At 67.4% G+C, this 21,890-nt stretch carries 14 protein-coding genes; 2 read left to right on the top strand and 12 right to left on the bottom strand.

All coding sequences use genetic code 11. The features are described 5' to 3' along the window. The first annotated feature begins 4 nt into the window (after nt 1-4). Nucleotides 5-634, top strand: coding sequence for a hypothetical protein (locus tag AC1Q7O_RS00925; protein ID WP_492659359.1), 630 nt, complete (start codon nt 5-7; stop codon nt 632-634). Nucleotides 635-644: 10 nt separating this feature from the next. Here AC1Q7O_RS00925 and AC1Q7O_RS00920 read toward each other — a convergent pair whose 3' ends face one another. From AC1Q7O_RS00920 to AC1Q7O_RS00865, 12 genes are all read right to left on the bottom strand, one after another. Continuing rightward, nucleotides 645-2,120 carry a glutamate synthase subunit beta gene (locus AC1Q7O_RS00920; RefSeq protein WP_492659360.1) on the bottom strand — a complete coding sequence of 492 codons (1,476 nt, stop codon included), beginning with the start codon at nt 2,118-2,120 and terminating at the stop codon, nt 645-647. An 11-nt stretch (nt 2,121-2,131) separates the two neighbouring features. After that, entirely contained in the window at nt 2,132-6,889 is a 4,758-nt protein-coding gene (locus AC1Q7O_RS00915) for a glutamate synthase-related protein (protein ID WP_492659361.1), read from the bottom strand. Nucleotides 6,890-7,019: 130 nt separating this feature from the next. Further along, nucleotides 7,020-7,742 carry an REP-associated tyrosine transposase gene (locus tag AC1Q7O_RS00910; protein ID WP_492659362.1) on the bottom strand — a complete coding sequence of 241 codons (723 nt, stop codon included), beginning with the start codon at nt 7,740-7,742 and terminating at the stop codon, nt 7,020-7,022. A 61-nt stretch (nt 7,743-7,803) separates the two neighbouring features. Next, on the bottom strand, nt 7,804-8,943 hold the full coding sequence (locus AC1Q7O_RS00905) for a deoxyguanosinetriphosphate triphosphohydrolase (protein ID WP_492659363.1): 1,140 nt from the start codon (nt 8,941-8,943) through the stop codon (nt 7,804-7,806). Further along, on the bottom strand, nt 8,943-10,037 hold the full coding sequence (aroB, locus tag AC1Q7O_RS00900) for a 3-dehydroquinate synthase (protein ID WP_492659364.1): 1,095 nt from the start codon (nt 10,035-10,037) through the stop codon (nt 8,943-8,945). Before aroB ends, AC1Q7O_RS00905 begins: the two co-directional genes overlap by 1 nt. A 38-nt stretch (nt 10,038-10,075) precedes the next feature. After that, nucleotides 10,076-10,636, bottom strand: a complete 561-nt coding sequence (locus tag AC1Q7O_RS00895) for a shikimate kinase (protein WP_492659397.1) — start codon at nt 10,634-10,636, stop codon at nt 10,076-10,078. Between the two features lie 6 nt (nt 10,637-10,642). Further along, the gene (locus AC1Q7O_RS00890; RefSeq protein WP_492659365.1) at nt 10,643-14,110 is read right to left on the bottom strand and encodes a beta strand repeat-containing protein; all 3,468 of its coding nucleotides are present in this window, start codon (nt 14,108-14,110) and stop codon (nt 10,643-10,645) included. Between the two features lie 34 nt (nt 14,111-14,144). Beyond that, nucleotides 14,145-16,325: a type IV pilus secretin PilQ gene (locus tag AC1Q7O_RS00885; protein WP_492659366.1), complete on the bottom strand. Its 2,181-nt coding sequence runs from the start codon at nt 16,323-16,325 to the stop codon at nt 14,145-14,147. Further along, entirely contained in the window at nt 16,322-16,846 is a 525-nt protein-coding gene (locus AC1Q7O_RS00880; protein WP_492659367.1) for a pilus assembly protein PilP, read from the bottom strand. Before AC1Q7O_RS00880 ends, AC1Q7O_RS00885 begins: the two co-directional genes overlap by 4 nt. Beyond that, nucleotides 16,843-17,520, bottom strand: a complete 678-nt coding sequence (locus tag AC1Q7O_RS00875) for a type IV pilus inner membrane component PilO (RefSeq protein WP_492659368.1) — start codon at nt 17,518-17,520, stop codon at nt 16,843-16,845. Before AC1Q7O_RS00875 ends, AC1Q7O_RS00880 begins: the two co-directional genes overlap by 4 nt. A 5-nt stretch (nt 17,521-17,525) precedes the next feature. Beyond that, nucleotides 17,526-18,128 carry a PilN domain-containing protein gene (locus AC1Q7O_RS00870; RefSeq protein ID WP_492659369.1) on the bottom strand — a complete coding sequence of 201 codons (603 nt, stop codon included), beginning with the start codon at nt 18,126-18,128 and terminating at the stop codon, nt 17,526-17,528. After that, nucleotides 18,125-19,204 carry a pilus assembly protein PilM gene (locus AC1Q7O_RS00865; RefSeq protein WP_492659370.1) on the bottom strand — a complete coding sequence of 360 codons (1,080 nt, stop codon included), beginning with the start codon at nt 19,202-19,204 and terminating at the stop codon, nt 18,125-18,127. Before AC1Q7O_RS00865 ends, AC1Q7O_RS00870 begins: the two co-directional genes overlap by 4 nt. Nucleotides 19,205-19,488: 284 nt before the next feature. On the opposite strand from AC1Q7O_RS00865, the gene AC1Q7O_RS00860 reads away from it, so the two are divergent. Beyond that, nucleotides 19,489-21,885 carry a penicillin-binding protein 1A gene (locus AC1Q7O_RS00860; RefSeq protein WP_492659371.1) on the top strand — a complete coding sequence of 799 codons (2,397 nt, stop codon included), beginning with the start codon at nt 19,489-19,491 and terminating at the stop codon, nt 21,883-21,885. Nucleotides 21,886-21,890: the final 5 nt, after the last annotated feature.

Raw genomic sequence — 21,890 nt, 5'->3', positions numbered from 1 at the left:
GGGCATGAGCAGTTCCCGGCCCGTCGCCGTCTGCGTGCTGCTGGCGGTGGCCGTGCACGCCGCCGTGCTGGGCTGGGGCGCCATGTCCCGGCACGGGCACGCGGGCAGTGCCGCGGCCGGCGGCAGCCCGCTGCAGGCGCGGGTGATGCAGGAAGCCCCCGCCCCTGCCCCGACCATCGCGGTGGTGCCGCCAACAGCGGCACCCGAAGCGCTGGAAGACAAGACGCCCGCCGCGCCGCCCGCGCCCACCGGCGGCGACGGGGCCGATGCGCTGCCGCCCCGCTTCGCCGAGATGCCTTCCGACGTCGGCATGCCCGACGCGCCGATGCCGGCCGACGGCGTGCAGGTGCGGGCCTTCCTGCGGCTGGACGAAACCGGCCGCCCCACAGACATCGCCACGGCCACCTGGCCTGCCGATGCCGCACGCGCGTTCGGCGATCAGTTCAAGCGCGCGCTGGAGGGCAGCCGCTTCGAGCCGGAGCCGGCCACCGCCAGACGCTGCCTGCAGATGGACTTCGAGGCTGGCACAGGCCAGCCTCGATGGTCTTGGTTGCCGGGCGGCCAGGCTGGCGCGGCGCGCTGCCTGGGTGCCCGGGCGGGCGTCGCGCAGGTGCTGACGCCGCCGACGCCCTGATGTCCGCGGCTCAGCGCGGCAGGCTGCTGGCGCCCATCAGGAACTCGTCCACCGCCTTCGCGGCCTGACGGCCTTCGCGGATGGCCCAGACGACCAGGCTCTGGCCGCGGCGCATGTCGCCGGCCGAGAAGACCTTCTCGACGTTGGTCTTGTAGGCGTTGGCGCCTTCGGTCGAGGCCTTGCCGTTGCCGCGCGCATCCTTGTCGACGCCGAAGGCGTCCAGGATGGTCGCGACGGGCGACACGAAGCCCATCGCCAGGAAGGCCAGGTCGGCCTTCAGGATCTGCTCGCTGCCTTCGACCTCGGTCATCTTGCCGCCCTGCCATTGCAGGCGCACGGTCTTGACGCCGGTGAGCTTGCCCTTCTCGCCGATGAATTCCTTCGTGGCAATGGCGAACTCGCGCTCGCAGCCCTCTTCGTGGCTGGACGAGGTGCGCAGCTTGATCGGCCAGTAGGGCCAGGTCAGCGGACGGTCTTCGACCTCGGGCGGCTGCGGCATCAGCTCGAACTGCACGACGCTCTTCGCACCGTGGCGGTTGCTGGTGCCGACGCAGTCGGAGCCGGTGTCGCCACCGCCGATGACGATGACGTGCTTGCCGTCGGCACGGATCTGGTTCTTCAGCTTGTCGCCGGCGTTGACCTTGTTCTGCTGCGGCAGGAACTCCATCGCGAAGTGCACGCCGGCCAGGTCACGGCCCGGCACGGGCAGGTCGCGCGACTGCTCGGCACCGCCGGTCAGCAGCACGGCGTCGAACTGGCTCTTCAGCTCGTCGGCCGAGATGGTGTCCTTGGCCCAGTTGGTGACCTTGGAGCCTTCCGGCAGCGCGGCAACCATGACGCCGGTGCGGAACTCGACGCCCTCGGCCTTCATCTGCTCGACGCGGCGGTCGATGTGGGACTTCTCCATCTTGAAGTCGGGGATGCCGTAGCGCAGCAGACCGCCGACGCGATCGTTCTTTTCGAAGACCGTGACGCTGTGGCCGGCGCGCGCCAGTTGCTGCGCCGCGGCCAGGCCGGCAGGGCCGGCGCCGACGATGGCGACGGTCTTGCCGGTCTTGACCTTGGGCGGCTGCGGCTGCACCCAGCCCTCGGCCCAGGCGCGGTCGATGATGGCGTGCTCGATGGACTTGATGCCCACCGCGTCGTCATTGACGTTCAGCGTGCAGGCCGCCTCGCAGGGCGCGGGGCAGATGCGGCCGGTGAACTCGGGGAAGTTGTTGGTGCTGTGCAGCACCGTGATCGCATGCTTCCAGTCTTCAGGGCGGCCCTTGTAGACCAGGTCGTTGAAGTCCGGGATGACGTTGTTGACCGGGCAGCCGCTGTTGCAGAACGGTGTGCCGCAGTCCATGCAGCGGGCGCCCTGCTGCTTGGCCTGGTCAACGTTCAGCGCGATGACGAATTCCTTGTAGTTCTTGACGCGAGCGGTGACGGGCTCGTAGCCCTCTTCCAGACGCTCGTACTCCATGAAGCCGGTGACTTTTCCCACGACGGTGCTCCTCAGACTTTCGCAGCTGCAGGCGCCTTGGCCTGAGCGATGGTGGTGGCGGCTTCCTTGGCGGCGTTCAGCTCGCCCAGCGCGCGGCGGTATTCGTTCGGGAACACCTTGATGAACTTGGTGCGCGCCTCGGCCCAGTGGTCGAGGATGTCGCGCGCACGCTGGCTGCCGGTCCAGCGGTGGTGGTCTTCCAGCAGCTTGCGCAGGATGGCTTCGTCGGTCTGGGCCTCGCGGTCCACGCCGTCGACACCCTTGGTGCGGTGCCAGATGGCCTTGTCGACGCCCGCTTCCTGCTCCGCCGCCGTCTGCAGCTTCTCCAGCGTGACCATGCTGGTGTTGCAGCGCTTGGCGAAGTGGCCGTCCTCGTCGTAGACGTAGGCGATGCCGCCGCTCATGCCGGCAGCGAAGTTGCGGCCGGTCTTGCCCAGCACGGCGACAGTGCCGCCGGTCATGTACTCGCAGCCGTGGTCGCCCGTGCCTTCGACGACCGCCGTGGCGCCCGACAGGCGCACCGCGAAGCGCTCGCCCGCCACGCCGCGGAAGAAGGCCTCGCCGCGCGTTGCGCCGATCAGCGCGGTGTTGCCGACGATGATGTTCTTCGCTGCGTCGCCGCGGAAGTCGATGCTGGGGCGCACGACGACGCGGCCGCCGGACAGGCCCTTGCCGGTGTAGTCGTTGGCGTCACCGATCAGGTAGAAGCTGATGCCCTGCGCCAGGAAGGCGCCGAAGCTCTGGCCGCCCGTGCCTTCCATCTGGATGAAGATGGTGTGGTCGGGCAGGCCTTCCGGCTTGCGGCGGATCAGCTCGCCGGACAGGCGCGCACCGACCGAGCGGCGCACGTTGCTGACCTCCTGCATGAACTGCACCTTCTCGCCCTTCTCGAAGGCGGGCAGGCACTTCTCGATGAGCTTCACGTCCAGCGCCTTGTCCAGGCCGTGGTCCTGCACATCGTTGTGGATGCGGGCCACGTCGGCCGGCACGTTCGGGCGGTGGAAGATGCGGGCGAAGTCCAGGCCCTTGGCCTTCCAGTGCGAGATGGCCTTCTTGGTGTCCAGCCAGTCGCTGCGACCGATCAGGTCGTCGAACTTGCGCACGCCGAGCTGGGCCATGATCTGGCGCGCCTCTTCAGCGACGAAGAAGAAGTAGTTGACGACGTGCTCGGGGCGGCCGGTGAACTTCTTGCGCAGCACCGGGTCTTGCGTGGCCACGCCCACCGGGCAGGTGTTCAGGTGGCACTTGCGCATCATGATGCAGCCTTCGGCCACCAGCGGCGCGGTCGCGAAGCCGAACTCGTCGGCGCCCAGCAGCGCGCCGATGACGACGTCGCGGCCGGTCTTCATCTGGCCGTCGGCCTGCACGCGCACGCGGCCGCGCAGGCGGTTGACGACCAGCGTCTGCTGCGTCTCGGCCAGGCCCAGCTCCCACGGCGTGCCGCAGTGCTTGATGGACGACCAGGGCGACGCGCCCGTACCGCCGTCGTGGCCGGCGATGACGATGTGGTCGGCCTTGCACTTGGCCACGCCGGTGGCGATCGTGCCCACGCCGACTTCCGACACCAGCTTGACCGACACGTCGGCCTTCGGGTTGACGTTCTTCAGGTCGTGGATGAGCTGCGCCAGGTCTTCGATGGAGTAGATGTCGTGGTGCGGCGGCGGGCTGATGAGGCCCACGCCCGGCACCGAGTGGCGCAGGAAGCCGATGTACTCGGACACCTTGCCGCCGGGCAGCTGGCCGCCCTCGCCGGGCTTGGCGCCCTGGGCCATCTTGATCTGGATCTGGTCGGCGCTGACCAGGTACTCGGTCGTGACCCCGAAGCGGCCCGACGCGACCTGCTTGATCTTGGAGCGCAGCGAGTCGCCCTCTTGCAGCTCGTAGTCGGCCTCCATGATCTTGTGGCCGAGCACGTCGCCGATCTTGGCGCCGCCGACGATCTTGATGCCCTTGAGCTCGTTGCGGTAGCGGGCCGGGTCTTCGCCGCCCTCACCCGTATTGCTCTTGCCGCCGATGCGGTTCATCGCGACGGCCAGTGTGGCGTGGGCTTCGGTGGAAATGGAGCCCAGCGACATGGCGCCGGTGGCGAAACGCTTGACGATGTCGGCGGCCGACTCGACCTCTTCCAGCGGCACGGCCTTGGCGGGATCGAACTTGAACTCGAACAGGCCGCGCAGCGTCATGTGGCGCTTGCTCTGGTCGTTGACGATCTGGGCGAATTCCTTGTACGTCTCGAACTTGCCGCTGCGCGAGCTGTGCTGCAGCTTGGCGATGGCATCAGGCGTCCACATGTGCTCTTCGCCGCGGCTGCGCCAGGCGTACTCGCCGCCGGTCTCCAGCATGGTCTCCAGCAGCGGGTCGTCGCCGAAGGCGCCTTCGTGCATGCGGATGGCTTCCTCAGCCACCTCGAACACGCCGATGCCGCCGACCTGCGTGGGCGTGCCGCGGAAGTACTTCTCGACGAAGTCCGCCTTCAGGCCGATGGCCTCGAAGATTTGCGCGCCGCAGTAGGACATGTAGGTCGAGATGCCCATCTTGGACATGATCTTCGACAGGCCCTTGCCCACGGCCTTGATGTAGTTGTAGCGAGCCTGCTCGGCGGTCAGCTTCGGGGGCAGCTCGTCCTTCATCGCCTCGAGCGTTTCCAGCGCGAGATAGGGGTGGACAGCTTCGGCGCCGTAGCCGGCCAGCACGGCGAAGTGGTGCACCTCGCGGGCAGTGCCGGTCTCGACGACCAGGCCGGCCGTCGTGCGCAGGCCTTCACGCACCAGGTGGTGGTGGACGGCGGACAGCGCCAGCAGCGCCGGGATGGCGATGCGGTCGGCGCCGAGGTGGCGGTCCGTGATGATGAGGATGTTGTGGCCGCCCTTGATGGCGTCCACGGCCGAGGCGCACAGCGAGGCCAGTTGCGCTTCGACACCGGCACGGCCCCAGCCTACGGGATAGGTGATGTCCAGCTCGCAGGACTTGAACTTGCCGTTGGTCGGGCCTTCGATGTTGCGCAGGCGGGCCATGTCGTCGAAGTCCAGCACGGGCTGGCTGACTTCGAGGCGCATCGGCGGGTTGACGGCGTTGATGTCCAGCAGGTTCGGCTTGGGGCCGATGAAGCTGTTCAGCGACATCACGATGTTCTCGCGGATCGGGTCGATCGGCGGGTTCGTGACCTGGGCGAACAGCTGCTTGAAGTAGTTGTAGAGCGGCTTGTTCTTGCCCGACAGCACCGCCAGCGGCGAGTCGTTGCCCATGGAGCCAATGCCCTCTTCGCCGTTGGCGGCCATCGGGGCGAGCAGGAACTTGATGTCTTCCTGCGTCGTGCCGAAGGCCTGCTGGCGGTTCAGCAGCGACGTGGCGAAACCAGGGCGGGCGCCTTCCGGCACGGCGATGTCGTCCAGCTTGACGCGGACGTTCTCGATCCACTGGCGGTAGGGACGCGCATTGGCGTACTGGTTCTTCAGCTCCTCGTCATCGACGATGCGGCCCTGCTCCAGGTCGATCAGGAACATCTTGCCGGGCTGCAGGCGCCACTTCTTGACGATCTTGCTTTCGGGGATGGGCAGCACACCGGACTCGGAGGCCATGACGACCAGGTCGTCGTCGGTGATGCAGTAGCGGGCGGGGCGCAGGCCATTGCGGTCCAGCGCGGCGCAGACCTGGCGGCCGTCCGTGAAGGCCATCGCGGCCGGGCCGTCCCACGGCTCCATCATGGCGGCGTGGTATTCGTAGAACGCGCGACGGCGTTCGTCCATGCCTTCATGCTGCTCCCAGGCTTCCGGGATCATCATCATCGCGGCGTGCGCGAGCGGGTAGCCGGCCATCGTCAGCAGCTCGATGGCGTTGTCGAACGTGGCCGTGTCGGACTGGTGCTCGAAGCTGATCGGGTAGAGCTTCTGCAGATCGTCGCCCAGCACCGGCGACTTCATGACGCCTTCGCGGGCGCGCATCCAGTTGAAGTTGCCCTTGACCGTGTTGATCTCGCCGTTGTGGCAGACCATGCGGTACGGGTGAGCCAGCGGCCACTCGGGGAAGGTATTGGTCGAGAAGCGCTGGTGGACCAGCGCGATGGCGGACACGACGCGCGGGTCGGCCAGATCCTGGTAGTACTTGCCGACCTGGTCTGCCAGCAGCAGGCCCTTGTAGATGACCGTGCGGCAGCTCATGCTGGGCACGTAGTACTCGCGGCTGTGCGTCAGGTGCAGTGCCTGGATGGCGCTCGAGGCCGTCTTGCGGATGACGTAGAGCTTTCGCTCCAGTGCGTCGGGCACGATGATGTCCGGCCCGCGGCCGATGAAGATCTGGCGGATCACCGGCTCCTTCTCGCGCACGGTGGGCGACATGGGCATGTCGCGGTCCACCGGCACGTCGCGCCAGCCGATCAGCACCTGGCCTTCGGCCTTGATGGCGCGGGCCAGTTCCTGCTCGCAGGCCAGGCGCGAGGCGGCTTCCTTGGGCAGGAAGATCATGCCGACGCCGTACTCGCCGGGCGGGGGCAGCGTGATGCCCTGCTTGAGCATCTCCTCACGGTAGAACTCGTCGGGGATCTGGATCAGGATGCCCGCGCCGTCGCCCATCAGCTTGTCCGCACCGACCGCACCGCGGTGGTCCAGGTTCTCGAGGATCTTCAGACCCTGCTGGACGATGTTGTGCGCCTTCTGGCCCTTGATGTGAGCCACGAAGCCCAGGCCGCAGGCGTCCTTTTCATTGGCCGGACGGTAGAGCCCGTTCTCGGCGAGGTCTTGGATTTCGGACTGAATCTGCGCGGCGTGGCTCATGGCGCCCTCCTGGAACACAACAGGGCGGAAGCGTAATGCAGTGCAGCAAATGCGGCAACTTGATTAAAATGGGGTCAGAGTCAATTTAACTCAACCAAAAAGTACCGCCCTCAAATAAATAGGGCCATAGTCAAGCACCTTGCTTGTCGTTTGACAGCACCTCGGAAGCCACCTTGCGCGGCCGGCCACGCGGGCGCCGGGTCACCACCGCCGCGTGGTCCACCGCCAACGGCTTCAGGAAGGCGTCGCTGCCGACGGGCCGCCCCCGCAGCACCGATTCGGTGAAATGCGCCTGTTCAGCCACCGGCACGCCCTGCTCCAGGAACTCGCGGTAGGCGTGCTCTCGCTCGAACGGCGTGTTGCCGAGCAGCCAGTACATCTCGTGCTCCGTGACTAGCGAACTGCGTGCCAGCCCGAGGTGATGCTGGGCACTGGACCACGGCCACTGTGCCGGCTCCGCGCACAGTCCGGCGCGCACCGGGTTCAGTTCGATGTAGCGCATGCAGGCCAGCAGGTGGCGCTCGCCTTCGATCAGCCCGGCCCGGAACCGCCCCTCCCACAGCGTGCCGCTGCGCTGATGGCGGGCGTTGAACCAGCCCACGTAGCGCCGCCCCAGCGACTGCATCATGCGGCTGAGCGCCTCGGCCGCGGGCGGCGTCACCAGCAGGTGCAGGTGGTTGTCCATCAGCACATAGGCGTGGACGGCGACGCGGTACTGCCCGGCGGCCTCAGCCAGCGTGGCGAGCAGGTACTCGCGATCCAGATCGCTGTAAAAGATGGCCTGGCGGTTGTTGCCGCGCAGGATCACGTGGTGCGGTTGATCCGGCAGGATCAGGCGGGGAAGACGGGCCATGCGAGTCCTTGCTGCTCCGGCGCGGAGCGCTCGGGCAGCATAATCGACTCCGACCCCATTTTTAGAAGAGTGTCTTGCCGGTCAGCCGCTGGTGCTCGCGGATCGCGAAGCGGTCGGTCATGCCGGCGATGTAGTCGGCACAGGCGCGCTCGCGGTCGGGGCGCTCGGCGAAGTCGGGTGGCAGCTGCGTGGCGTCACCGGCGTAGACGACAAACAGGTCGCGCAGGACCTGCTCCGCACGCGCGCGCGTCGCCTGCACCTGCGGGTGGCGGTACAGGTTGGCAAACAGGAAGCGCTTCAAAGCCGAGCTCCTGGCCCGCATGTCGGAGCTGAAGCGCAGCAGCGGCCTGTCGGCGCGGCGTGCGGCGTCGGCATCGGCGGGCGCCGCCTCGGCCAGCGCGGCGCGGGTCGCGTCGATGATGTCGTAGACCTGCGCCGACAGCATGCGGCGGATGGTCTCGAACAGCAGCCGCTTGCCGGCCAGCTGCGGATGCGCATCCAGCGCCGCACGCCAGTGCTCGCGCACCAGTTCCACCTCCAGCAGTTGCTCCAGCTCGATGAGGCCCGAGCGCACGCCGTCGTCCACGTCGTGCGCGTTGTAGGCCACTTCGTCGGCGACATTGCACAGCTGCGCTTCCAGGCTGGGCTGGCCGCCGCGCAGGAAGCGCTTCGCGATGCCGCCCGGCTCCACCGCGTCGATCAGCTCGGCATTGCGGCGCGAGCAATGCTTGAGGATGCCCTCGCGCGTCTCGAAGCAGAGGTTGAGCCCGTCGAAGGCCGGGTAGCGCTGCTCCAGGTGGTCGACGACGCGCAGCGACTGCAGGTTGTGCTCGAAGCCGCCGTGGCCCTGCATGCATTCGTCCAGCACGTCCTGCCCGGCATGGCCGAACGGCGTGTGGCCCAGGTCGTGGGCCAGCGCGACGGCCTCGACGAGGTCCTCGTCCAGGCCCAGGCTGCGGGCGATGGAACGGCCCAGCTGCGCCACCTCCAGCGAGTGCGTCAGCCGCGTGCGGAACAGGTCACCCTCGTGGTTGAGGAAGACCTGCGTCTTGTAGACCAGCCGGCGGAAGGCCGTGCTGTGGATGATGCGGTCGCGGTCGCGCTGGAACTCGCTGCGCGTCGGCGCGGCCGGCTCGGGGAGGCGACGGCCGCGGCTGCGCGCCGGGTCGGCGGCGTAAGCCGGGCGTGCCGCCGTTGCCATCAGGCGGCTCCGTGCGCGGCCAGCGTGTCGGCGATCAGTGCGTCGGGCACGGCATGCAGCCCCGCCCGTCCCAGCGCCTCGATGAGCACGAAGCGGATCGCCCCTGCCTCGGCCTTCTTGTCCACCCGCATCAGCTGCAGGTAGCGCTCGGCGCCCAGCCTGGGCGGCACGACCGGCAGGCCGGCGCGCTCGATCAGCGTGCGCAGCCGCGCGGTGAAGTCGGCCGGTATCAGGCCCAGGCGATGCGACAGGTCCGCCGCCAGCACCATGCCGCAGGCGACCGCCTCGCCATGCAGCCATTCGCCGTAGCCCAGGCCAGACTCGATCGCGTGGCCGATGGTGTGGCCGAAGTTCAGGATGGCGCGCAGGCCCTGCTCCTTCTCGTCCTGCCCCACCACGTCGGCCTTGATCTCGCAGCTGCGGCGTACCGCGTAGCCCAGCACCGCCTTGTCGCGCGCCAGCAGCGCATCGAGGTTGTCCTCGATCCAGCACAGGAAGCCGGCATCGGCGATGGGGCCGTACTTGATGACCTCGGCCAGGCCCGCGCGCAGTTCGCGGTCGGGCAGCGTGTCCAGCGTGTCCAGGTCGGCGATGACGCGTTCGGGCTGGTAGAACGCGCCCAGCATGTTCTTGCCCAAAGGGTGGTTGATGGCGGTCTTGCCGCCCACCGACGAGTCGACCTGCGCCAGCAGCGTCGTGGGCACCTGCACGAAAGGCACGCCTCGCATGTAGGTGGCGGCCGCAAAGCCGGTCATGTCGCCCACCACGCCGCCGCCCAGCGCGAACAGCACGGTCTTGCGGTCCAGCGCCTGGCCCAGCAGGTGGTCGAAGACGAGGTTCAGGCCGGCCCAGTCCTTGTGCCGCTCGCCATCGGGCAGCGCAACCACGTCGACGCGTGGATAGACGGCCAGCAGCCGCTCGCGCAGGCGCTGCGCGTACAGCGGCGCCACGGTCTCGTTGCTGACGATGACGGCCGCCGCGGCCTTGGGCAGCCCTTGCCAGCTGGCCGGCACGTCGAGCAGGCCGGAGCCGATGCGGATCTCGTAGTCGCGGTCGTCGGGAAGCGGGATGTGGACGGTGTCGGTGGCGGGCATGCGGCGAGTGTAAGAGCCGCCCTCCCCGGCTGACGCCGTCAGTGCGGCTCGGCGCCGACCGTGGCCGCCACGCGGGACGGGTCCAGCAGGCCGGCCAGCTCCAGCTGCATCAGCGCCATGTTGACGAGCGCATGCACCGACGGGCGGGCGCTCTCCAGCACATAGTGCGCACAGCGCCGGTACAGCGGGTCGCGCTGCTGGTGCAGCTCGCGCAGCTTGGCCAGCGGGTCCTTCACCTGCAGCAACGGCCGGGTCGTGTCATGACGAAGGCGGCGGAACAGGTCTTCGGGCGTGGAGCGGAGGTAGAGCACCGTCGAGCCGGCATGCAGCAGCTCGCGGTTGCGCTCGCGCAGCACCGCACCGCCGCCGGTGGCCAGTACACCGTCACCGGGCCGGGCGATCAACTCGGCGAGCACCTCGGTCTCCAGGTCACGGAAGGCATCCTCGCCGTGCTGGTCGAAGAACTGCCGGACGCTGCCGCCGACGCGGTGCTCGATCTCATGGTCCGAATCGACAAAAGGCACGCCGATCTGGCGTGCCAGTTGCTTGCCGACGGTGGACTTGCCACCGCCGGGCATGCCGACGAGCGTGAGCTTCAGCGCCACTCAGGGGCACGCATTCCTGTGGATCGTGAAACTGAAGGTCGTGCCGACGCCGCTGGGCGATGTCAGGTTGACGAACACGGTACCCACGCTGGCGGTGTCGAAGTCGTAGCCCACAGCGAAACCCGTCGCGTCATACGAACTGGCCACCGGTGAGCCGCCGGCCAGCTCGGCTTTGAAGCCGACGGTCGTGGTCGAAGCACCGATCACGGTCCCTGCGGCCATCGGGTTCAGGCGCGGATAGACGTCATAGCCGCCGGACGACTTGGGCAGGCCGGGGTTGTTGTCGGCGGCGATCAGGAACACGCTGCCGGTGGTGCCGGCGTTGCAGACGCGGTCACCAGCGCTGAGCGCATAGAAGTTCGCCGTGTCGGTGACGTTGCGGCCCACCTGCAGTGTGATGGGTGTGGTCGCTTTGCCGGTGGCAGAGCTGCCGAGCGGCCACAGCGGACGTGCCGTGGACGTGGACAGCACCGTCTCCATCGCACGCCGCACGTAGACCTGGCCTGCACCGCTCCACTTGTTGTCACAGGTGCCGGGCACCGATGGGACCGACGAGTCCATACGCAACAGGATGCCAGCCGTGCCCGTCCAGGTCTTGCAGGTGCTGCTGGTGTTGCTGGGCAGCGTCAGGCCGATGTACTCGTCGAAGGCGCTGTCGTACAGGCCGTCGTAGTTGCGGTCCTTGAAGATGTTGCCGAGGTCCTGGAACTCCTCGTTCTGGCTCAGGTCGTAGACGTTGTTGCCGTTCTTGTCGATGAAGGATTCCTCCCCCAGCGCATAGGCCACGATGGTGGCGCGGCCGTCCACCGGCTTGGGCGACGCGGAGGCGTAGTTCACCGTGGCCTGCGAGATGCCGTTGATCTGCGTGATCTGCTTGCTGGACTCGATCTGGCCGCTTTCGGCGACGAAGTTGATCACCGTGCCCAGCGGCACCGGGTTGCCGCTGCGGTCCGCAGCCAGGATGGTGTAGGTGTTGAGCGTGTTGTCGCGGTCATAGCCTTCGATGTTGAAGGTGCGCTGCGACATCGAGAAGTTCAGCTGCGACGGCAGGCCGATGCCCACGCTGAGGTTGCTGGACACCGTGGCGATATTGCCGCCAGCGGCACAGGGCGCCAAACAAGCATGAACGCGAACTGGCGTGGGTTGCGTGCCAGAGTTCACCCTCACAGACACGCGTCCGAGCGCATTTGAAGTCTGAGTAAACGGATCAGAGGAAAGCGGACTGACGGACTCGACACCCCGCCCTTCCATACTCACACCACCCGCGCCCGTCTGCAGACGGAGCTCCACAAGCTTGTTCGGAAGCGGCTGACCCGCTGAATCCCGAACTTCGAATGTGACGATAGAAGATTCTGTGAATCCAGACCCCTTCAGGAAGATCTGCTCTGGGGCCGCCGAAATGAAGGCCAAGCTGGTTGCATTTGGATCGGCGATGGGCAAGGTAAGTTGCTTAGCAGTAGAGGTGCCGTCGATCACGACTTGCAGCAAATCACCCGACTTTTGAACAGTAGCACACCCCGAGTCGCGGAACTGCACATCAAAAGTATTGCTGGTAGCCGAGATGGCGGCAGGAGAAACCGTGCCCTTACCAGCCGCAGCACATGCTGACGAAATGCTCAGCTTCACCGGCGACTCGACAGCTGCTCCGGTGAGAGTAACGCGAAGGGTAGTCTGACCGTATGCAGACAGAGGATTAGTTGCAGTAATGGAGCTATCCGCAACTACGAAGCTCTGAATCGTGGCATTGGTGGCCTGGACCTGGAAGCCCTGCGTCGCGGACAACGAGGAACCGGAGTACTGCACGGTGGCTGTGACCTCGTCGGCGCCGGCCGACGCCGACGTGGCGGGCGACAGCAGCGCGACGGCCTTGCCGGTCGCGTCCGTCAGCGCGGTGCCGACGTTGGTGCGACCCAGCGCACGCACGACCGCGAAAGTGACAACCTGGCCGGACACCGGCTGGCCGCGCGAGTCGGTCAGCGTGGCCGTGACGGTGGCGGGCACGGCGGCGCTGACGGACGTCGAGGACAGGCCCAGCGACAGCACCGGCGTGCCGGGCGACGTGGCGCTGACAACCTGCACCGGCTTGCTGTCGGTGGCGGCGATGTTGTTCACCGTGACGTTGGCACGGACGACGTCGGCGCCGTTGGACGTCGACACGGCCTGCGTCGCGGTGACCTTGGCGACACCGGTGGCATCGGTCACTGCCGTGGAGGCATCGAACTTCACGAGGCCGAATTGAGAGCTGAACTGCACCACCTGGCCCGAGACGGGGTTACCGCCCACGTCACGCACCAGCACGCTGACGGTGGCGGATGCCGTTGTCGAGTTGATCGTGGAGTTGCTCAGAGTCATCGTCGCCGTCGGCGACTCGCCGACGATCTGCACGATGACGGTGCTGTCCAGGAACTGGCTCGCGTAGTTGGTGGTCACGCGCAGGGTGTCGGTCGACGACGAGGTGCCCGCGAACGTACCCAGCTTGAGCGTGCTGCGCACGATGCCGTTGGTATCGGTCGGACCGGTGTCCGGCGTCGGTGTCACGTTGATGATGGACGACGGCGAGAAGCTGACGATCTGGTTCGCCACCGGGTTGCCGGCCGCATCGCGCAGCGTAGCGGTGACCTGAGGCGCCGGCTGCGACAGACGCAGCGTGACCGTGGCCGGGCTGACGGTCAGTGTGGGCAGCGCGTTGGTGACCGTGAATGCCTGCTGCGCGCTGATGGACGTGGACCCGATGACGGCGAACGCGGTCACGTAGTCGGCACCGGTCACACCGGACGAACTGGCCTTCAGCGTTGCCGTGGCCTGACCGCTGGCATCTGTGCGCACGGTGGCGACCGACAGGTCGGCCAGGTTGCCGCGGCCTGTCGCCAGGCTCACCACGACATCGGACAGCGCCACGCCGGTGGCCGACTTCAGCGACAGCGTGACTGTCGCGCCGACGGCCGGCGTGATCTGCGTCGTCGACAGGTTGACGGTCAGAGCCGGGCCGCTGGTGTTGCCGGTCGGCGACGGCGTGACGACCGCGATCTGCGCCGTCTTCGTGATGGAGCCGCTGACGGCCGTCACGGTGATCGTGCGCTTGGACTGGTCGGAGCCGATGCGGACCGAGCCCGTCACGACGCCGGAGGTGTCGGTCTTGGTGTCGCTGGTGGAGACCAGCGCGTTGGAGTCGACGGAGATGGACACCGGCACGTTGGCCAGGGTGTTGCGCTTGCCGTCCAGTGCATAGACGGTGACGAGCACCGAGCCCGTACCATCGGTGGGCAGCGAGGCGCCGCTGAGCGTGAGGACGAGGTCGGACGCGGTGGTGCCGGTCGTGCCGCCGGTGCCGCCGCCGGTCCCTGGGAAGGTCGGGTCACCGGCACTGCCGCCGCCGCCGCCGCAGGCGGACAGCAAGGTGGCCATGCCCAGCCCCAGCGCAGCCTGGGCGAGGCGCCGCCAGCCCTGCGTGACGATGGATTGCAACATCTGGAACTCCTGGATATCTCTGAATGTCTGGGGCTCAGCGCACCGCGGCTCGCTCGCTGACGACCTTGGGCGTCAGGAAGATCAGCAGCTCGGTTTTGGAGGTCGTGCGCGTCTTGTTCTTGAACAGGTTGCCGACGAAGGGCACGTCGCCCAGCAGCGGCACCTTGTTGATGGTCTCGCCTTCGTCCTGGGTGTAGATGCCGCCGATGACCACCGTGCCGCCGTTCTCCACCAGCACCTGCGTCTGCACGTGCTTGGTGTTGATGGCGTAGCCTTGCGGCGTCAGCGTGCCGCGGCTGTCCTTGTTGACGTCCACGTTCAGGATGACGCTGCCTTCCGGCGTGATCTGCGGCGTGACCTCCAGCTTGAGGTTGGCCTTGCGGAACGCAATGGACGTCGCACCGCTGGCGGTGGCGACCTGGTAGGGCAGCTCTTCGCCCTGCTCGATCAGCGCCTTGACCTGGTCGGCCGTGATGACGCGCGGGCTGGACACCACCTTGCCCTTGCCGTCCGACTCCAGCGCCGACAGCTCCAGGTTCAGGAAGCGGTTGGCGGTGGCGCTGAACAGCGACACGGCGATGGTCTGGGCCACGGCGCCGGCAAAGCTGTCCGACGAGGTGTTGGCCGGCAGGTTGACGAAGTTGGTGTTGTTGTAGCCCGGGTCGGTGGCGTTCTGGCGGGTCTGCCAGCCGACGAGGTTGTAGTTGCTGCCCACGGTCAGGTAGTTGTCGCCACCGACGCCGTAGCCGGGGATGCCGCCGGCGCGGCCGCGGGCGTCGTAGCCACCCAGCTTCACGCCCAGCGCACGGCCGAAGCGGTCGTTGGCTTCGACGATGCGGGCCTCGATCAGCACCTGGCGCACCGGCACGTCGATCTTGGCGATCATGGCCTGGATCTCTTCGAGCTTGCTCGGGATGTCCGACACGAAGAGCTGGTTGGTGCGCGCCTCGGAGATGACGCTGCCGCGCGGCGACAGGATGCGCGTGCCGCTGCTGGAGCCGCCGCTGCCGCCCGAACTGCCGCCCGTGCCGATGCTCTGGCCCGCCAGGCCCTTGGCGATCTCCTCGGCCTTCACGTAGTTCAGCTGGAAGGACTGGGTGCGCACCGGCTCCAGCTGGGCGATGGCGGCCTTGGCCTCCAGGTCCAGCTTTTCCTTGGTGGCCAGCTCATCCTTGGGCGCGATCCACAGCACGTTGCCGGACTTCCTCAGCCCCAGGCCCTTAGCCTGCATGATGATGTCCAGCGCCTGGTCCCAGGGCACGTCCTTCAGGCGCAGCGTGACGTTGCCGGTCACGGTGTCGCTGGTGACGACGTTGAAGTTGGTGAAGTCGGCGATGACCTGCAGCAGCGCGCGCACTTCGATGTTCTGGAAGTTCAGCGACAACTTGTCGCCGGCATAGCCCGGCCCCTGCGTCAGCTTGTTGGGATCGACCTTCTGCGGCCGCACCTCCAGCACGAATTGGTTGTCGCTCTGGTAGGCGCTGTGCTCCCAGTTGCCCTTGGGCTCGACGACCATGCGCACGCGATCGCCCACCTGCGTCGTGGAGATCAGCTGCACCGGCGTGCCGAAGTCGGTCACGTCGATCTTGCGGCGCAGGTTGTCGGGCAGGCTGGAGCGCAGGAACTCGACGACCAGGCTCTGGCCCTGCTGCTGGATGTCCACGCCGACCTGGTTGCTCGGCAGGTTGACGATGACGCGGCCGGCACCGTCCGCACCGCGGCGGAAGTCGACGTCGCGCAGCGACTGCGGCGCCGCGTTCAGGCTCTGCGCGAAGTGCACCGGCTCGCCCGGCGGCTGTGCGGCAGCCGCGGCAGCCGAGTTCAGCACCAGCACCAGCGCGTTGCCTTCCAGCTTGGCGCTGTAGGTGGAAGCCTGGCGCAGGTTCAGCACGACGCGCGAACGGTCCCCCGCCTGCGCCACGTTGGCCGAACGCAGGTTGCCCTGGTTGATGTCCACCAGGTTGCGGCCGATGCCGTTGACGACGCCCGGCAGGTCGATCGCGATACGCGGCGGCGTCTGCACCGTGAAGCCCGTGGGCACGGCCGGCAGCGGCTCGCTCAGCTCGATGCGCACGACATCCACGCCAGCCTGCTGGCTGGTGTTGATCGCGCGGATCTGGGTCTGTGCCCAGGCCACCGGTGCGCCCAACAGCGCAAAGGCGACGCCCAGCATCCAGCTACGGCCCATAGCCTTGTTCTCCTGCAGTGTGTTCATCGTCCCTTCTCCTGTAGCTGGAGGGTACTGGTGCGCTCGATCCACTCGCCCGCAGCGTCCTGGACGACTTCTCGCAACGTGATTTCGGTTTCGCTGATCTTGGTGACGCGACCGAAGTTCTGGCCGAGGTAGTCCCCGGCCTTGACCTGGTAGAGCAGGTTGTCGACGCGCAGCAGCGCATAGCGCTTGCCGTCACGCGTCAGGCTGCCCACCATGGACATGCTGTCCAGCGGATAAGCCTCCAGCGGCTCCTTGCGCCGGTTGATCTCGGCCGTCAGCAGCGAGTTGGGCTGGGCCGCCTCCTGCTTGATGGCGACGCTGAGCTTCTGCGCGCTGAAGGGGTCCACGCCCGCGGCCGACTCGTAGGGCTGCGGCAGGAACTTCTTGGGCGGCAGCAGCGGCGTGACGGACGGCTTGGCCTCCTTGCGCTGCTGCTCCATCCACTGGCGCAGCTCATCCATGTCGGTGCCGCATCCGGACAGCGCGACCGTGGCGGTCAGGCAAATCAGCAGGCGCCTCATTTCTTGCCTCCGGCCTTGGTCGCAGCCTTCTTCTGTTCAGCCACTTCCGTCGCATCGAGGTAGCGGTAGGTACGCGCGGTCGCCTCCATGCTCAACGGGCTGGCGGGGTTGGCCGGCGCAACAACGATGAGGTTGTGCAGCGTCACGATGCGCGACAGGTTGGCCACGTCGGCCGCGAACGCGCCGATGTCGTGATAACGGCCCGACACGCGCACCGCGATGGGCAGCTCGGCGTAGTAGTCCTTCACCAGCACCTGCCCCGGGCGGAACAGCTCGAACTGCAGGCCGCGACCGACGCCGGCGCTGCTGATGTCGGACAGCAGCGAGTCGATCTCGGCCTTGCCGGGCAGTTGCTTCTCGAGCTGGGTCACGTATTCCTCGACCTGGCTCTTCTGCTTGCGCAACTCGGGCAGGTTGACGGCCTGCCCCAGCTTGTTGCGGAAATCGTCGCGCAGCCGGGGCTCGCGGGCGTACTCGGCCTCCAGCCGCGCCTGCTCGTCGGACAGCAGCACGAAGTAGCCGCCAACGACGACCAGCGCCATGACGAACAGCCCGGCAGCCAGCTTGGGAGCCAGCGGCCACTGGCCGGGCTCCTTGGGGTTGAGCTCCTGGAACTGCGCGGCGAACTCCGCGAACCAGGCGTTCAGGTCGATCTTTTTCAAAGAGGTGGCCATGTCGGTCAGCCCTTGGTCGGCGCAGAGGCGCCCGTTGCGGCGTCGCGCGGCGGCACCTTGATCGAGACCTTCATGGAGAAGTCCAGCAGGCGACGTGCATCACGCGTGTTGGTGGTGACGGCCGCCAGCTTCACCTCGATGAGGTCCGGCTTCTCCAGCCACTCCGAGCCACGCGACACGTTGCGCAGGAACTCCGACACGCGCTCGTTGGTCTGCGCGATGCCGCTGACCGTCACGACCTTGTCGGTCTGGCGGATGGCCGTCAGGTAGATGCCTTCGGGCGCCAGGCGCGCCAAGTCGTTGAGCAGCTGGACGGGCGTGTTGCGGTCGGTCTGCAGGTCTTCCACCGCGCGCTGACGCGACTTCAGCGACTCGATCTCGGCCTTCAGGTTGGCGATGTCCTTGATCTGCGCCTCGAGGCGCGTGATCTCGTTCTGGATGTAGGCGTTGTGCGACTGCTGCTCCTGCGTCAGGAACTGCAGCAGCAGGTAGCCCGCGGCAACGACACCGGCGCCGGCCGCAGCGGCCACGCCCATGCCCACGAAGAACGCGGCCTTGCGCCGCTTGCGCCTTTCCTCTCGGTAAGGCAGCAGGTTGATCAGGATCACTGGAAAAACCTCCGCATCGCGAGGCCGCAGGCGGTGAGGTAGGACGGCGCCTCACGTTGCAGCCTGGACTCGCGCACGGACGAGGCCAGGCCCATGTTCTCGAAGGGGTTGACCACCATGCAGGCAAAGCCCGTCAGGTCGGTCACGCGCTCCTTGAGCCCCGGCAGCGTCGCGGTGCCACCGGCCAGCATCACGTAGTGCACCTTGTGGTGCGGCGTGCTGGTGAAGAAATACTGCAGCGCCCGGCCGATCTCCTGGGACAGACTGTCGACGAAGGGGTTGAGCACACTGGTGTCGTAGTCCTCGGGCAGGTCGTTGGACAGCTTCTTCTGCTCGGCCTCCTCGAAGGAGAAGCCGTACTGGCGCGAGATCAGCTGCGTGAGCTGCGAGCCGCCGAAGGACTGGTCGCGGTCGTACAGCAGCTCGTCGTCGCGCAGCACCTTGAGGCTGGTGGTGTCGGCGCCGATCTCGAACAGCGCGACCAGCGCGTCCTTGCCTTCGTTGGGCAGCGCGGCGATCAGCCGGCCCATCGCCATGCGCGACGCGTGCGACTCGATGTCCAGCACGACGGGGCGCAACCCGGCCGCCTCGGCCAGACCCTGGCGGTCCTGCACGCGGTCCTTGCGCGACGCGGCGATCAGTACCTCGACGTCGCCGACCGACGTGGGACTGGGGCCGATGACGCAGAAGTCCAGGCTCACCTCGTCCAGCGAGAACGGGATGTACTGGTTGGCCTCGGCCTCGACCTGCAGCTCGAGCTCTTCCTCGCGCAGGCCGGCGGGCAGCATGATCTTCTTGGTGATGACGGCCGACTGCGGCATCGCCAGCGCGGCGTCGCGCGTCTTGCTGCCGCTGCGCGCCACGACGCGACGCACGGCGTCCGCCACCTCATCGAACTTCTCGATCTGGCCGTCGGCGATCCACCCCTTCTCGAACGGCTCGCTGGCGAAACGCTCCAGCACGAACTCGCCGCTCTTGGTCTGGCTCAACTCGACCAGCTTGACGCTGGACGAGCTGATATCCAGACCGATCAAGGGTGGGTGCGTGCGACCCAGAAGTGCGTCGAGTATTCCCATGCCCTTTATCGCCGATGCGTTGAGTTACGTATCGGACTATTAATAAGTTACTTGAATGCTAGCAGCAAAGCCTTTGACACCGAACGGAAATCCGGCGCGAGCTGGTAACGCCACGTTGCTAAACATACACGAAGGGAGCGGCTTGCACGCTCCTGAAAAACACATGGGTCGCGTTCGTTTGGCACACCTTTTGGGGGCATGTGCGGTATGTAAGCCGGCCGGGTGGCCCTTCCTATAATCCGCCGCCTCTTCTCCTTGCGCCCGCGGGCGTGCTTTGCCGGCACATGAAAGACAAGTCTCGACCCGCTGCGCCCAGCCCCTCGCCCGCAGCCGCCGGCCCCGCCCCCGCCTCCCGCTCCGCCACGCTAGGCGCCCGCCTGGGCCGGCTCGGGCTGTGGGCGCTGGGCCTGCTGGCCGGTGGCACGGCGGCCGTGGCGCTGCTGCTGGCGCTGGGCCTGGCGCTGGCCTACCCCAACCTGCCCGACATCAGCGGGCTGACCGACTACCGCCCCAAGCTGCCGATGCGCGTGCTGTCCAGCGGCGGCGTGCTGCTGGGCGAGTTCGGCGAGGAGCGGCGCAGCTACCTGCCCATCCAGCAGACACCCAAGGTCATGCAGGAGGCGGTGCTGGCCATCGAGGACGCGCGCTTCTATCAGCACGGCGGCGTGGACTACTTGGGCATCATCCGCGCGGGCCTGGCCAACGTCGGCGAGTCGCGCAGCCAGGGTGCGTCCACCATCACGATGCAGGTGGCGCGCAACTTCTACCTGTCCACCGAGAAGACCTTCACGCGCAAGATCTACGAGATCCTGCTGGCGCTGAAGATCGAGGCGGCGCTGCCCAAGGAGAAGATCCTCGAGATCTACATGAACCAGATCTTCCTGGGCCACCGCGCACACGGCTTCGCGGCAGCCAGCGAGGTCTATTTCGGCAAGACGCTGGACAAGCTCAGCGTCGCCGAGGCGGCGATGCTGGCCGGGCTGCCCAAGGCGCCCTCGGCCTACAACCCCATCAACAACCCGCGCCGCGCCACCATCCGCCAGCAGTACATCATCGAGCGGATGTACGAGACCGGCTACATCACGGAAGAGCAGCGTGACGAGGCCAAGGCCGAGAAGCTGCGCATCCGCCCCGTGCAGGAGTCGGCCTCGCACGCCGAGTTCGTCGCCGAGGCGGCGCGCCAGCTGATCTTCAGCCAGTACGGCGACGAAGCGTACTCGCGCGGGCTGAACGTCTACCTGACGCTGGACAGCGCCGAGCAGAACACCGCCTACCGCGCGCTGCGCCGCGGCATCCTGGACTACGAGAAGCGCCAGGTCTACCGCGGCCCCGAGGCCTATGCCGACCTGCCCGGCGACGCCAAGGCACTGGACGCCCGCATCGCCGAGGCGCTGGCCGATCACCCGGCCAACGACGAGCTGCTGGCCGCCGTCGTGCTGGACGCCGACCCGAAGAAGGTGACCGCCGTGCTGCAGAGCGGCGACGCCATCACCATCACCGGCGACGGCCTGAAGCCCGCCACGTCCGGCCTGTCCGACAAGGGCAACCCCAAGACGCGCATCCGTCGCGGCGCCGTCATCCGCGTCGTCAAGGGCGCGAAGCAGAAGGACGGCGGCGAGTGGACCGTCACGCAGCTGCCCGAGGTGGAAGGCGCGTTCGTGTCGCTGGACCCGCGCACCGGCCAGGTCCGCGCGCTGGTGGGTGGCTTCGACTACAACAAGAACAAGTTCAACCACGTCACGCAGGCCTGGCGCCAGCCGGGCTCCAGCTTCAAGCCCTTCATCTACTCGGCGGCGCTGGAGAAGGGCTTCACGCCCGCCACCATCGTCAATGACGCGCCGCTGTTCTTCGACGCCGGCACCACCGGCAGCCAGCCGTGGGAGCCGAAGAACTACGACGGCAAGTTCGAAGGCCCCATGCCGCTGCGCACGGCGCTGGCCAAGTCCAAGAACATGGTGTCCATCCGCGTGCTGCACTCGGTGGGCGTGAAGTACGCGCAGGAATGGATCACCCGCTTCGGCTTCGAGGCCGAGAAGCACCCGGCCTACCTGACGATGGCGCTGGGCGCGGGCTCCGTGACGCCGATGCAGATGGCCCAGGGCTACGCAGTGTTCGCCAACGGCGGCTACCGCGTGAACCCGCAGCTCATCGCCCGCATCACCGACAACAAGGGCCGCCAGCTCTACGAGGCCCAGCCCGTCACGCTGGCTGACAGCGCCCGAGCCATCGAGCCGCGCAACGCCTTCCTGATGAGCAGCCTGCTGCAGGAGGTCACGCGCAGCGGCACGGCGGCGCGCGCACAGGCCACGCTGAAGCGGCCCGACATCTACGGCAAGACCGGCACCACCAACGACTCGATGGACGCCTGGTTCGCCGGCTACCAGAAAGACCTGGTCGCCATCGTCTGGATCGGCTACGACCAGCCGCGCAAGCTGGGCGACCGCGAGACCGGCGGGGGCTTGAGCCTGCCGGTGTGGATCGAGTACATGCTGGTCGCGCTGAAGAACAAGCCGGTCGACGAGATCACGCCGCCCGAGGGCGTCATCAACGTCAATGGCGAGTGGTTCTACGAGGAATACACGGCCGGCAACGGCGTGAAGGAACTCGCCGCCGAGCCGAATGCCCCCCCTGCGGCGACGGACGACGAGAAGAAGTCCATCCTGGACCTCTTCAAACGGTAGGTGCC

The sequence above is a fragment of the Roseateles sp. GW823-FHT07B05 genome (genome assembly GCF_058794515.1).
The sequence above is the reverse complement of the archived record's forward strand: the minus strand, read 5'-3'. Positions and strand labels throughout refer to the sequence as shown.